Here is a 13,098-nt window from a genome sequence, read left to right on the forward strand (position 1 = left end):
TCAGACCGATCCGGCGAGGGTCGTCCACAGCTCCGGGAACTGCGGGAGGGTCTTCGCTGTCGTCGCGACGTCCTCGATCACCACGCCGGGGACCACGAGGCCGATCAGAGCGCCGGCGTGGGCCATGCGGTGGTCGGAGTAGGTGCGCCAGCGGCCGCCGTGGAGCTCGGCGGGCTCGATGCGCAGACCGTCCTCGAGCTCCGTGACCCGGCCGCCGAGGCCGGTGATCTCGGCGGCGAGGGCGGCGAGGCGGTCCGTCTCGTGGTGGCGGATGTGGCCGATCCCGGTCAGGGTGCTGGGAGTGGAGGCCAGCGCGGCGAGGGCGGCGAGGGCGGGGGCGAGCTCGCCTCCCTCCGACAGATCGAGGTCCACGCCCAGGATCTCGTCGCCGCCGGTGACCACGAGGTCCTCGCCGTCCCGCTCGACCCGGGCGCCGAACAGCGGCAGGATCCGCTCGAGGTGCGCCCCGACCTGCGTGGTGACGGTCGGCCAGTGGCGCAGCCGGACGCGGCCGCCCGTGACGAGGGCCGCAGCGAGGAACGGCGCGGCGTTCGAGAGGTCGGGCTCGATCAGCACGTCGGCGCCGGCGATGGGCTGCGGCGCGACGGTCCACTCGCCGTCGGCGGGCGTGCCGACCTCGACGCCCCGTGCCGCCAGCGCGGCGACGGTCATGTCGATGTGGGGCCGGGAGGGGACGGCGCTGCCCTCGTGGCGCAGGTGCAGTCCCTCCTCGAAGCGGGCGCCGGCCAGCAGGAGTGCCGAGACGAACTGGCTCGACCGCGAGGCGTCGACGACGACGTCGCCGCCCCGGACGGCCCCGGAGCCGTGGACGGTGAAGGGGAGCGCGCCGCGGCCGTCGTCGGCGACGTCGACGCCGAGCGCGCGGAGGGAGACGATCGTCGCCCCCATCGGCCGCTTCGCCGCGTACGCGTCGCCGTCGAAGGTGGTGGGGCCGAGCGCGAGGCCGGCCAGCGGCGGGACGAAGCGCATCACGGTGCCCGCGAGCCCGCAGTCGATCGTCGTCGAGCCGAGCAGCTCCTCCGCGGGCTCCACGATCAGGTCGGCGCCGAAGCCGCCGGTCGAGCCGGACTCCCGGATCGTGGTGCCGAGCGAGCGCAGCGCCTCGATCATCAGGGCGCTGTCGCGGGAGTGCAGCGGCGCCCGCAGCGTGGAGGGCCCGTCGGCCAGAGCGGCGAGCACCAGCTCCCGGTTGGTCAGCGACTTGGAGCCGGGCAGGCCGACCTCGGCGTCGAGAGCGCCGGCCGCGAGGGGTGCGGGCCAGGCGTCGTCGCCGGGGAGCGCACGGGCGTCGCCGTACGGATCGAACTCGGGGGCGGAATAACGCGAGAAGACCATCGGTTGTCAGGATAGTCGGCGCGCAGGGCGTCGTCAGGAGCGTGACGGAGGCGGAGCATGACGGCAGCACCCCCGGTCCTCCGGAGCAGCAGGCCCGTCGCCCGGAGGCGCCCTCGCGCCGCAACCCCGGTCGTCCGCCGCGCCGCCGCTCTAGAATCGCTCGTGATGACTCGCGACGACGAACCCCGCACCACCCCCGCCGACGAGGCTCCCGAGCCCGCCGACGCGGAGCAGACGATCGTGGAGACCGTCGAGGAGTCGCTGGACGACGCCCCGGTCGAGGCTCCCGTCGATCTCCGCTCCCTCTTCGAGCAGCAGGCGCTGCCCTTCATCGACCAGCTCTACGCGGCCGGTCTGCGGATGACGAAGAACCCCTCCGACGCGCAGGACCTCGTGCAGGAGACGTTCGCGAAGGCGTTCGGCGCGTTCCGCCAGTTCGAGCAGGGCACCAACCTGAAGGCCTGGCTCTACCGCATCCTCACGAACACGTTCATCAACTCGTACCGCAAGAAGCAGCGCGAGCCCTACCAGAGCGCGATCGACGAGCTCGAGGACTGGCAGCTGGGCGGCGCCGAGTCGACCACGGCCACTTCCAGCCGCTCGGCCGAGGCGGAGGCGATCGACCACCTCCCCGACACCGCGGTGAAGGAGGCGCTCCAGGCGATCCCGGAGGACTTCCGGCTCGCCGTCTACTTCGCCGATGTCGAAGGCTTCTCCTACCAGGAGATCGCGGACATCATGAAGACCCCCGTCGGGACCGTCATGAGTCGGCTGCACCGCGGCCGGCGCATGCTGCGCGAACGACTCACCGACTACGCACGCGAGCGCGGATTCCGCGCCGCATTCACTTCCGGGAGCACGAAATGACCGACAGCGGCTGCACGAAGGCGAAGGCCGAGCTCGAGGAGTACCTCCACAACGAGCTGTGCAAGGAGGACGCCGCCGACATCCGCGAGCACATGGCGGGATGCGTCGACTGCGCCGACGAGGCGAAGGTCGGCGTGGTGCTGACGGTCGCCGTGCAGCGTGCGTGCAAGGAGACGGCGCCGGAGGACCTCCGCGCCCAGGTGCTCGGCATGCTCCGCGACGAGCACGCCGCGCACTCCCAGGCGCCCGCCCGCCTCTAGGCGCAGCACGACCCGGGGAGCCCCGGCCGTTCGAGACCTCCCGCGCACCGCGGGCCCTCGAGGGGCCGGGGCTCCGTCGTGTCCGGCGGCCTCCGGTCGCCGCGGCACCCGCACGTCGCGAGCGCTTCTGCCGGTCTCTGCGGGCCTGCGGTCAGGCACGGTCCGCCCGCAACGCGACGGGCCCGCCGGAACACGAGGTTCCGACGGGCCCGACCGCGTCGTGCGGACCGCGGGTCAGCGGGTGAGCGCCCGCGACAGCAGGTTTGCCTGCTCGGAGGCGTGCCGCTTGGCCGAGCCGGCCGCGGGGGAGGCCGCGGACGGCCGCGAGACCACGCGCATGGACCGGCCCAGCTTCGGAGCGACCTCGAGGGCCATGAACGGCCAGGCGCCCTGGTTCTCGGGCTCGTCCTGCACCCAGACGAGCTCCGCGTCCGGGTACCGCTCGGCGATGCCGCGCAGCTCCTCGATCGGCGCCGGGTAGTACTGCTCGACCCGCACCAGCGCGATGCCGTCGTCGGGCTTCTTCTCGAGCTCCGCCTTGAGGTCGTAGTGGACCTTGCCGGCGTGGAGCAGGACGCGCTTCACGGCGGAGGCGTCCTGGATCCGCGCGTCGTCGATCACCGGCTGGAAGCGGCCCGAGGTGAAGTCCTCGACCGGGCTCGAGGCTCCGCGCAGCCGCAGCATCGCCTTCGGGGTGAAGACGATCAGCGGTCGGCGGGGCCGGGAGTAGGCCTGGCGGCGCAGCAGGTGGAAGTAGGACGCCGGCGTCGACGGGCGCGCGACGGTCATGTTCCGCTCCGCGCACATCTGCAGGTAGCGCTCGATCCGGGCCGACGAGTGGTCGGGGCCCTGGCCCTCGTAGCCGTGCGGGAGCAGGAGCACGAGCGACGAGCGCTGGCCCCACTTCTGCTCGGCCGAGGAGATGAACTCGTCGATCACGATCTGGGCGCCGTTCGCGAAGTCGCCGAACTGCGCCTCCCACAGCACGAGCGAGTCGGGCCGCTCCACCGAGTAGCCGTACTCGAACGCCATCGCCGCGTACTCCGAGAGCAGCGAGTCGTAGATCCAGAGCCGGGCCTGCTGCTCGGACAGGTTCATCAGCGGCAGCCACTCCTGGCCGTTCTCGCGGTCGTGGAGGACAGCGTGGCGCTGGACGAAGGTCCCGCGGCGCGTGTCCTGGCCGACGAGGCGCACCGGGGTGTCCTCGAGCAGCAGCGAGCCGAGCGCGAGCAGCTCGCCGAAGGCCCAGTCGATGGAGCCGGAGCGGCTCATCTCCTGGCGCTTCGCCAGCAGCTGCTGGAGCTTGGGGTGCACGGTGAAGCCCTCGGGCGGCGTCGTGAACGCGTCGCCGATGCGGGTGACGACCTCGGTCTTCACGCCGGTCACCTCGGGCTCGCCCGGGTAGTCTTCGCCCTGCTGCGCGTCGGGCAGCTCGAGGTCGGCCACGGAGTCGCCGTCGGCGGTGATCACGGGGATCGCGCCGGTCTGCGCGGCGTGGGTCTCGGCGAACGCGCGCTCCAGGCGGTCCTGGAAGTCCTGGTGGGCGCGGTCGTACTCCTCCTCGGTGATGTCGCCGCGGCCGACGAGCGCCTCGGTGTACAGCTTGCGGACCGAGCGCTTGGCCTCGATCAGGCTGTACATCAGCGGCTGGGTCATCGAGGGGTCGTCGCCCTCGTTGTGCCCGCGCCGGCGATAGCAGATCAGGTCGATGACCACGTCGCGGTGGAATCGCTGGCGGTACTCGAACGCGAGCTGCCCGACATGGACGACCGCCTCGGGGTCGTCGCCGTTCACGTGGAAGATCGGCGCCTGGATCGTCTTCGCGCCGTCGGTCGAGTAGATCGAGGTGCGGGCCTCGTGAGGGGGAGTCGTGAACCCGACCTGGTTGTTGATGTTGATGTGGATCGTGCCGCCGGTGCGGTACGCGCGCAGCTGCGACATCTGCAGGGTCTCGACCACCACGCCCTGGCCCGCCATCGCGGCGTCGCCGTGCACGAGGATCGGCAGCGTGGTGAAGGTGCCGATGGGCTTGCGGTCCTGCTTGGCGCGGACGATGCCCTCGAGCACGCCGTTCACGGCCTCGAGGTGCGAGGGGTTCGCCGCCAGGTAGACCGGGATCTCCTCGCCCGCCGCGCCGCGGAAGGTGCCCTCGGTGCCGAGGTGGTACTTCACGTCTCCGGAGCCCTGGACCGTGCGCGGGTCCTGGGTGCCCTCGAACTCGCGGAAGATCTGGCCGTAGGTCTTCCCGGCGATGTTGGTCAGCACGTTCAGGCGGCCGCGGTGGGCCATGCCGATCGCGACCTCGTCGAGGTGCTCGTCGGCCGCGCCCTGCAGGACGGCGTCGAGCAGCGCGATGAGCGACTCCCCGCCCTCGAGCGAGAAGCGCTTCTGGCCCACGTACTTGGTCTGCAGGAAGGTCTCGAAGGCCTCGGCCTCGTTGAGCTTGCCCAGGATGCGCAGCTGCTCGTCGTGGCCCGGCTTCTCGTAGCCGCGCTCGAGCTTCTGCTGCATCCAGGCGCGCTGCTCCGGGTCCTGGATGTGCATGTACTCGACGCCGACGGTGCGGCAGTACGAGTCGCGGAGGATCCCGAGGATGTCGCGCAGCTTGAGCTGGCGCTTGCCGCCGAAGCCGTCCGTGACGAACTCGCGATCGAGGTCCCAGAAGGTGAGGCCGTGGCTCTCGATGGCGAGGTCGGGGTGCGAGCGCTGCACGTACTCCAGCGGGTCGACGTCGGCCATCAGATGCCCGCGGACGCGGAACGAGTTGATGAGCTCCTGCACGCGGGCGGTCTTGGAGACGCGCTCGGCGAGGTCGACGGCGATGTCCGTGGACCAGTGGATCGGGTCGTAGGGGATGCGCAGCGCGGCGAAGATGTCCTCGTAGAAGCCGCGGCCGCCGAGCAGGAGCTCGTGCACGATCTTGAGGAACTCGCCCGAGCCGGCGCCCTGGATGACGCGGTGGTCGTAAGTCGAGGTCAGGGTGATGGTCTTGCCGATGCCCAGCTCGACCAGCGTCTTCTCGGACGCGCCCTGGAACTCCGCCGGGTACTCGAGGGCGCCGGCTCCGATGATGCAGCCCTGGCCCTTCATCAGGCGGGGGACGGAGTGGACCGTGCCGATGCCGCCGGGGTTCGTCAGCGAGAGCGTGGTGCCCGCGAAGTCGCCGGCGACGAGCTTGTTGCCGCGCGCGCGCTTGACCAGGTCCTCGTAGGCCGAGAGGTAGGCCGTGAAGCTCAGCGTGTCGGCGCGCTTGATGCTCGGCACGAGCAGGGCGCGCGTGCCGTCGGGCTTGGGCATGTCGATCGCGATGCCGAGGTTGACGTGCGCCGGGGCGACGACCGCGGGCTTGCCGTCGACCTCGTCGTAGAACACGTTCTGGCTCGGGAAGTCCTTGAGCGCGCGGATGAGCGCCCAGCCGATCAGGTGCGTGAACGAGACCTTGCCGCCGCGGGTGCGGCGCAGGTGGTTGTTGATGACGATGCGGTTGTCGATCATCAGCTTCGCCGGGATCGTGCGGACGCTCGTCGCGGTGGGGATGCTGAGGCTGGCGTCCATGTTGGTCGCGAGGCTCTTCGCCATGCCGCGGAGCGGGGTGACGACGTCCTCGTCCGGCGTCGAGTCCTCGGCGGAGGGCTTGCTCACCGGAGCGTCGGCCGGGATCGGCTGCGCCTTCGGCTGCTTCGACGTGGTGCGGGAGGCGGGGGTCGACTCGGAGGAGGAGGCCGCGGCGGGATGGGTCACGGCGCCTCCGCCGCTCGACGAGACGCGCTCGGCGGCAGCGGCGGGCTTCGAGGCGGCGGGCGCGGGGGCCGCGGCGGGAGCCGGAGCCGGAGCGTCCTTGCCGGAGTTCGCGAGCTGGGCGCCGTAGCGCTCCAGGATGGGCCACCAGGACTCGTCCACCGAGGCGCGGTCGGCGCTGTACTGCTCGTACAGCTCCTCCACGAGCCACTCGTTGGCTCCGAAGTCCTCCGCGCCCTGCTCTGTTCCTGCTCCGGTCAACTGGCTCGACACAGCCGATCGCCCACTCTCTCCGTTGATTCGTCCTCGATCATCCGGACGGGCCCGTCGCATCCCTCGGCGCCTGCCACCGCGGCGGAGGAGGTCGTCCTCGCACCAGCGGGAACCGGTGCCGTCGCCTGGTCCCGTCCCGGTCGCCAAGCCTAGCCCCGTTCCCTGCACGGCCGACCCGGGGCCGCGCCGGAGTAGCGTTTCCCCCATGCGTTTCTCCGGCGGAACACCCTCAGGCGACCTCACCTACTCGGACGTCTTCCTCGTCCCCGGCCGCTCGTCGGTGACGAGCCGCCTCGACGTCTCGCTCGCCCCGGGCGACGGCACCGGGGCGACGATCCCCGTCGTCTCCTCCAACATGAACTCGGTCACCGGTCAGCGCCTCGCAGCGACGCTCGCGCGCCGGGGCGGGCTCGGCGTCCTCCCGCAGGACATGCCCCTGCAGGCGCTGGACGCCGCGATCCGCTGGGTGAAGCGCCAGCCGGTCGCCTTCTCCGGCGCCCTCACCGCCTCGCCGGCGACGACCGTGGAGGAGGCGCTGCGCATCCTGCCGGCCGTCGCCGGCCACGGCTTCGTGGTGCAGGAGGAGGGCGGCGCGATCCTCGGCTGCGTCCCGGCCGCGCGCCTGGCGACCGCGCTGCCGGACGCGCGCCTCGGCGACCTGGTGCACTCCGCCACCCCCTCGATCGACGCCGACGACGTGCCCACCGCGCGGGCCGCCTTCGACCTCATGGTGGCCGCCGACCTCGACTTCGCCCCGGTGCTGCACCACGGCGCCCTGGTCGGCACGCTGTCGCGCACCGGCGCCCTCCGCTCCACCGTCTACGACCCGGCGCTCGACGCGGACGGGCGTCTGCGCGTCGCGGCGGCGATCGGCATCAACGGCGACGTCGAGGCGAAGGCGCGCGCGCTCGTCTCCGCGGGCGTCGACGTCCTCGTCCTCGACACCGCGCACGGCCACCAGGAGGGGATGCTCCGGGCGCTCCGGACGGTCTCCGCGCTCGATCTCGGAGTGCCGATCGCGGCGGGCAACGTCGTCACGGCCGACGCGGTGCACGACCTCGTCGACGCGGGAGCGGACATCCTCAAGGTCGGCGTCGGCCCCGGCGCGATGTGCACCACCCGGATGATGACCGCGGTCGGCCGCCCGCAGTTCTCGGCCGTCCTCGAGACGGCCGAGCGCGCACACGAGCTGGGTGCTCACGTCTGGGCGGACGGCGGGGTGCGCTACCCGCGCGACGTCGCCCTCGCGCTGGCCGCGGGCGCCGCCTCCGTGATGATCGGCTCCTGGTTCGCCGGCACGATCGAGGCGCCGGGGGAGCTGCGCAGCGACGCGGCCGGCCGGGTCTACAAGGAGAGCTGGGGCATGGCCTCGGCCAAGGCGGTGCAGGAGCGCTTCGACCGCCTCGACGCCTACGAGCTCGCCCGCAAGCGCCTCTTCGCCGAGGGCATCTCCTCCTCCACCATCTACCTCGACCCGTTGCGGCCCTCGGTCGAGGACCTGCTCGACATGATCACCTCGGGGGTCCGCTCGTCCTTCACCTACGCCGGCGCCCGGAGCGTGGCCGACTTCCACGAGCGGGCGCACGTGGGCCTGCAGTCGGCCGCGGGCTACGAGGAGGGCAAGGCGCTGCCGGTCAGCTGGTGAGCGGGCGCCGCGTGCTAGAACCGAGCCCATGACCATCGTCGACAACGCCGTGTACGTCGACGGCCGCCGCATCCGGAACCCCGACTCGCTCGAGGACACCTTCGAGCTGATGCGCGACGAGCACGGCATGGCCTGGATCGGCCTCTACCGCCCGACGCGCGAGGAGGTCGAGGCGGTCGCCGAGGAGTTCGGGCTGCACCCGCTCGCCGTCGAGGACGCGCTCAGCGGGCACCAGCGGGCCAAGCTCGAGCGCTACGACGACGGGCTCTTCGTCGTGCTGCGGCCGGCGCGCTACGCGGACGCCGCCGAGACGGTCGTCTTCGGCGAGCTGCACGTCTTCGTCGGCCCCGACTTCGTGGTCACCATCCGGCACGCCGACTCCCCGGACCTCGCCCGCGTGCGCCGCCGCCTGGAGGAGGATCCGGCCCTCCTCGCCCGCGGGCCCGAAGCGGTGCTCTACGCGATCCTCGACCAGGTCGTCGACGAGTACGCGCCGGTGGTGTTCGGCGTCCAGGGCGACGTGGACGAGATCGAGGACCAGCTCTTCGGCGACGACTCGGACGACGGGCTCTCGGAGCGCATCTACCGGCTCTCGCGCGAGGTCATCCACTTCCAGCGCTCGGTGCAGCCGCTGACCGCCCTGCTGCACGAGCTGCTGCAGGAGTCGACGCCCGTGGAGGGGGAGCCCTCGCCCTCGCCGGAGCGGATCGAGCTGCGCCGGTCACTCCGCGACGTGCTCGACCACACCATCCGCGTGACGGAGGCGGTCGACTCCCTGCGCGCGATCCTCGACAAGGCGCTCACGGTGCACTCGACGCTCGTCTCGCGCCGGCAGACCGAGACCGGGCTCGCCCAGAACGACGTGGTCCGCAAGATCTCCTCGTGGGCGGCGATCCTCTTCGCCCCGACGCTCGTGGCCGGCATCTACGGGATGAACTTCGACGACATGCCGGAGCTGCACTGGCGGCTCGGCTACCCCTGGGCGCTGGGCCTGATGGTGCTGTTCGGCTTCGCGCTCTACGCGGTGTTCAAGCGGAAGAAGTGGCTCTGAGCCGCCGCGTCGGAGCACGCCCGGCGGCGCTCCGCGGCGGGTAGACTCGGCGCCACAATGGACGACCCTCCCTCTGCGCATCCGGCCTGTTCCGCTCACTGCCGTGCTCCTCGGACTCCCGCTCGACGCTCCGGTGCCGCCGCTCCGCCGGCCCGCACCATCCGGCCCTCCTCGCGCCTCCCTCTCGTGACCGGGGGCGACCACCGTGGGAACTGAGTGGCTCCTCCTCGGCGTCGGCCTGCTGCTGACCCTGGGCACCGGCGTCTTCGTCGCCAGCGAGTTCGCGCTGGTGAACCTCGACCGGGCCGACCTCGAGGCCCGTCGCGACCGCGGCGAGACGCGCCTGGGCATGACCATCGCGGCCCTGCGCGTCACCTCCACGCACCTCTCGAGCGCGCAGCTGGGCATCACCCTCACGACGCTGCTCACCGGCTACACGATGGAGCCCGCCCTCTCGACGCTGCTCCAGGAGCCGTTCAGCGGACTCGGCATCCCGGAGGAGGCGCTCGCGCCGGTCATGACGGTGGTCGCCATCGTCATCGCGACCCTGCTGTCGATGATCCTCGGCGAGCTGGTCCCCAAGAACTTCGCCCTCGCTCTGCCGCGGGCGACTGCGAAGCTCGTCGTGCCGCTGCAGACCGCGTTCACGACGGTGTTCCGCCCGGCCGTCGCCCTGCTGAACGGCAGCGCGAACGCCCTGCTGCGCCTGGTCGGCATCGAGCCGAAGGAGGAGCTCTCGGGCGCCCGCAGCGCCGAGGAGCTCTCGAGCCTCGTGCGCCACTCCGCCAGTGCCGGACTGCTCGAGGAGGACACGGCCGACCTGCTCGGGCGCACCCTCCGCTTCTCCGCCCTCACCGCGGGCGACGTGATGACGCCGCGCCTGCGCCTGTCGACGGTCGAGCGCGCGAGCACCGCGCAGGACGTGCTCGACCTCGCACGCACCACCGGGTTCTCGCGCTTCCCGATCACGGACGACGACATCGACGACATCGTCGGAGTCGTGCACGTCAAGCAGGCCGTCGCCGTGCCCCGCGGCAAGAGGTCCGACGTGCCGGTCACGGCGCTGCGCTCCGAGCCGCTCCGCGTCCCCGAGACCATGAAGCTCGACGTGCTGCTCACGGAGCTGCGCGGACGCGGCTTCCAGCTCGCGGTCGTCGTCGACGAGTACGGCGGGACGGCGGGCGTCGCCACGCTCGAGGACCTGGTCGAGGAGCTGGTCGGCGAGGTCGCCGACGAGCACGACCGCTCCCGGGCCGACGTGGTCAAGCTCCCCGGCTCCACCACCTTCCCCGGCATGCTCCGCCCCGACGAGGTCCTCGACCGCGCCGGCGTGCACATCCCCGAGGAGGGGCCCTACGAGACGGTCGCCGGATTCGTGATGAGCGAGCTCGGCCGCCTCCCCGCCGTCGGCGACCGGGTCGACGTCGAGGGCGGATCTCTGCGCGTCGAGCGCCTGGACGGCCGCCGCATCGACCGCCTCCGCTTCACGCCCGACCCCGACGCGGATCCCGACGGGATCCCCGACCCGCTCGCCGACGTCGCCCGCGGACACCGCGGACGGAAGGAGTCCGACGATGAGTGACTGGGCCGGAATCGCCTGGCTCGTGGTGCTCCTCGCCGCGAACGCCTTCTTCGTCGGAGCGGAGTTCGCGGTCATCTCCGCGCGCCGCTCCCAGATCGAGCCCCTCGCGGAGAGCGGACGCCGCAGCGCGATCACCGCGCTCGCCGCGATGGAGCACGCCACACTGATGCTCGCGACCACGCAGCTGGGCATCACCGTCTGCTCGCTGCTGATCCTCAACGTGAGCGAGCCGGCGATCCACCACCTGCTCGAGGTGCCGCTCCACGCCGTCGGCATCCCCGACGAGCTCTCCGGCACCGTCGCCTTCGTCATCACGCTGCTGATCGTGTCGTTCCTGCACGTGGTGCTCGGCGAGATGGTCCCCAAGAACATCTCGTTCTCGATGCCCGACCGCGCCGTGCTCCTCCTGGCGCCGCCGCTCGTCGCCATCGCCCGGGTCCTCCGCCCGATCATCGTCGCCCTCAACGCGGTCTCGAACGGAGTGCTCCGCCTCTTCAAGGTGGAGCCCAAGGACGAGGCGAACAGCACCTTCACGCTCGAGGAGGTGCAGACGATCGTCGACCAGTCCACCCGCGAGGGCACGCTCCGCGACTCGACCGGGACCCTCCTCGCCGCGTTCGAGTTCACCGAGAAGAAGGTCCACGACGTCGCCCTGCCCCTCGACGGGATCGTCAGCCTCCCCAGCGGAGCGACCCCCGCCGACGTCGAGCGCGCCGTCGCCAAGCACGGCTTCTCGCGATACGTGATCCTCGGCGAGGACGGCACCCCCGAGGGCTACATCCACCTCAAGGACGTCCTCGACCTCGACGGCGACACGGAGGGCGCCAAGTTCCGCCTCCCCGTCCCCGCCAAGCGCATCCGCCAGCTCGCCTCGATCTTCGAGGCCACCGACCTCGAGGACGCCCTCGCGATCATGCGGCGCACCGGCGCCCACCTCGCCCGGGCGTTCGACGAGCAGGGCCGCGCCACCGGAGTGCTGTTCCTCGAGGACATCATCGAGGAGCTCGTCGGCGAAGTCGACGACGCCACCCGCCGCTAGGCGCGGGCCGCGGAGGGGCCGTCTGCGGCGTTGTCGTCGGGCGCGATACCGCCGGTATCGCTTCCTCCTCCGCCTTGCATCCGACCCCTCCGCGGCCCGCGCCCGCGGGTGCTGGAGGGGGCGTTCGCGGCGTTGTCGTCGGGCGCGGTACCGCCGGTATCGCTTCCTCCTCCGCCTTGCATCCGGCCCCTCCGCGGCCCGCGCCCGCGGGTGCTGGAGGGGGCGTTCGCGGCGTTGTCGTCGGGCGCGGTACCGCCGGTACCGCTTCCTCCTCCGCCTTGCGACTGCCCCCTCCAGCACCCGCGCCCCTCTGGAGCAAGGGGAGAGGGGTGCGGCTGCGCCGGCACCAGTGCGCTGCGCCGGCACCAGTGCGGCAGCGGCGGCACCGGGCGGCTCCGTCGCAGGGCGACGTAGGGTGGCGGGATGGGTGAGCGGGTCGGGACGGCGGAGGCGGCGCGGAGCATCAGGGTGCCGCGGGAGGACGACGACAAGTACACGCGCGGGGTGCTGGGGATCGCGACCGGGTCGGAGCGGTACCCGGGAGCGGCGGTGCTCGGCGTCGAGGCGGCGGCGCGGACGGGAGTCGGCATGGTCCGCTACCTCGGACCGGAGCGGCCCGAGGGACTGGTGCTCGCCCGGCGGCCGGAGGTCGTGACCGCGGTGGGACGCGTGCAGGCCTGGCTCGTCGGCTCCGGCACCAGCGCCGAGGACCGCAGCGACGAGGAGCGGCGCACCCTGATCGAGCAGCTGCACTCGGGAGTCCCGGTGGTGCTCGACGCGGGCGCGCTCGACCTGATCGACGAGGCCGCAGGCCCGGTCGTCATCACGCCGCACTACCGCGAGCTCGCCGGAGTGCTCGGCCGAGCGGGTCTGGACGCGGACGCCGCGACGATCGCCGAGGCCCCGGGGGAGTGGGCGCGCCGGGCGGCGGACCGCCTCGGAGTCTGCGTGCTCCTCAAGGGCGGCACCACCCACGTCGTCGCGGGCGGCGTCGAGCTCGAGGTCTCCGGATCCACGCCCTGGCTGGCGACCGCGGGCAGCGGCGACGTCCTCGGCGGCGTGCTCGGCGCACTCCTCGCCGGTCGGGCCGCGGACGCCGAGGCGGCCGGGGCGACTCTGACCGCGGAGGACCTCGCCCCCGTGGCCGCCGCGGCCGCCGTCCTGCACGCGGAGGCCGGACGGAGCGCCTCCGCCGGCGGCCCGATCGCCGCGCTCGACATCGCGGAGCACCTGCCCGGAGTGGTCGCCGCACTCCTGCGCTGACACGCCCGTCGGACGAGCGCTGAA

The 13,098-nt window shown here is 72.5% G+C and carries 9 protein-coding genes; 7 read left to right on the top strand and 2 right to left on the bottom strand.

The genetic code is table 11. The features are described 5' to 3' along the window. On the bottom strand, nt 1-1,356 hold the full coding sequence (aroA, locus tag C5C10_RS08530) for a 3-phosphoshikimate 1-carboxyvinyltransferase (protein WP_104329023.1): 1,356 nt from the start codon (nt 1,354-1,356) through the stop codon (nt 1-3). Nucleotides 1,357-1,521: 165 nt separating this feature from the next. Between aroA and C5C10_RS08535 the strand changes: the two genes are divergently transcribed. Beyond that, complete coding sequence (locus C5C10_RS08535) at nt 1,522-2,223, top strand: sigma-70 family RNA polymerase sigma factor (RefSeq protein ID WP_104224117.1); 702 nt, start codon at nt 1,522-1,524, stop codon at nt 2,221-2,223. After that, nucleotides 2,220-2,483 carry a zf-HC2 domain-containing protein gene (locus C5C10_RS08540; protein WP_104224116.1) on the top strand — a complete coding sequence of 88 codons (264 nt, stop codon included), beginning with the start codon at nt 2,220-2,222 and terminating at the stop codon, nt 2,481-2,483. The genes C5C10_RS08535 and C5C10_RS08540 overlap by 4 nt, the downstream gene beginning before the upstream one ends. 234 nt (nt 2,484-2,717) lie before the next feature. Here C5C10_RS08540 and C5C10_RS08545 read toward each other — a convergent pair whose 3' ends face one another. Further along, nucleotides 2,718-6,494: a multifunctional oxoglutarate decarboxylase/oxoglutarate dehydrogenase thiamine pyrophosphate-binding subunit/dihydrolipoyllysine-residue succinyltransferase subunit gene (locus tag C5C10_RS08545; protein WP_181073427.1), complete on the bottom strand. Its 3,777-nt coding sequence runs from the start codon at nt 6,492-6,494 to the stop codon at nt 2,718-2,720. Nucleotides 6,495-6,699: 205 nt separating this feature from the next. Here C5C10_RS08545 and C5C10_RS08550 point away from each other — a divergent pair, with 205 nt between their 5' ends. From C5C10_RS08550 to C5C10_RS08570, 5 genes are all read left to right on the top strand, one after another. Next, nucleotides 6,700-8,139 (top strand): GuaB1 family IMP dehydrogenase-related protein, encoded by a 1,440-nt coding sequence (locus C5C10_RS08550; protein WP_104246650.1) that lies wholly within the window; start codon nt 6,700-6,702, stop codon nt 8,137-8,139. Between the two features lie 28 nt (nt 8,140-8,167). Next, nucleotides 8,168-9,190 carry a magnesium/cobalt transporter CorA gene (corA, locus tag C5C10_RS08555; protein ID WP_104224113.1) on the top strand — a complete coding sequence of 341 codons (1,023 nt, stop codon included), beginning with the start codon at nt 8,168-8,170 and terminating at the stop codon, nt 9,188-9,190. Between the two features lie 205 nt (nt 9,191-9,395). Next, nucleotides 9,396-10,772 carry a hemolysin family protein gene (locus tag C5C10_RS08560; protein WP_104225499.1) on the top strand — a complete coding sequence of 459 codons (1,377 nt, stop codon included), beginning with the start codon at nt 9,396-9,398 and terminating at the stop codon, nt 10,770-10,772. Beyond that, nucleotides 10,765-11,811 (top strand): hemolysin family protein, encoded by a 1,047-nt coding sequence (locus C5C10_RS08565; RefSeq protein ID WP_104224111.1) that lies wholly within the window; start codon nt 10,765-10,767, stop codon nt 11,809-11,811. The genes C5C10_RS08560 and C5C10_RS08565 overlap by 8 nt, the downstream gene beginning before the upstream one ends. 423 nt (nt 11,812-12,234) lie before the next feature. Continuing rightward, nucleotides 12,235-13,074, top strand: coding sequence for an ADP/ATP-dependent (S)-NAD(P)H-hydrate dehydratase (locus tag C5C10_RS08570; protein WP_104329025.1), 840 nt, complete (start codon nt 12,235-12,237; stop codon nt 13,072-13,074). Nucleotides 13,075-13,098: the final 24 nt, after the last annotated feature.

Origin of the sequence: Rathayibacter sp. AY1A3, from assembly GCF_002930975.1 — a bacterium.
Classification (GTDB): Bacteria; Actinomycetota; Actinomycetes; order Actinomycetales; family Microbacteriaceae; genus Rathayibacter.

Coding starts and splice junctions, on each gene's coding strand:
- aroA (WP_104329023.1), bottom strand. CDS start 1,356: ATGGTCTTCTCGCGTTATTCCGCCCCCGAGTTCGATCCGTACGGCGAC.
- C5C10_RS08535 (WP_104224117.1), top strand. CDS start 1,522: ATGACTCGCGACGACGAACCCCGCACCACCCCCGCCGACGAGGCTCCC.
- C5C10_RS08540 (WP_104224116.1), top strand. CDS start 2,220: ATGACCGACAGCGGCTGCACGAAGGCGAAGGCCGAGCTCGAGGAGTAC.
- C5C10_RS08550 (WP_104246650.1), top strand. CDS start 6,700: ATGCGTTTCTCCGGCGGAACACCCTCAGGCGACCTCACCTACTCGGAC.
- corA (WP_104224113.1), top strand. CDS start 8,168: ATGACCATCGTCGACAACGCCGTGTACGTCGACGGCCGCCGCATCCGG.
- C5C10_RS08565 (WP_104224111.1), top strand. CDS start 10,765: ATGAGTGACTGGGCCGGAATCGCCTGGCTCGTGGTGCTCCTCGCCGCG.
- C5C10_RS08570 (WP_104329025.1), top strand. CDS start 12,235: ATGGGTGAGCGGGTCGGGACGGCGGAGGCGGCGCGGAGCATCAGGGTG.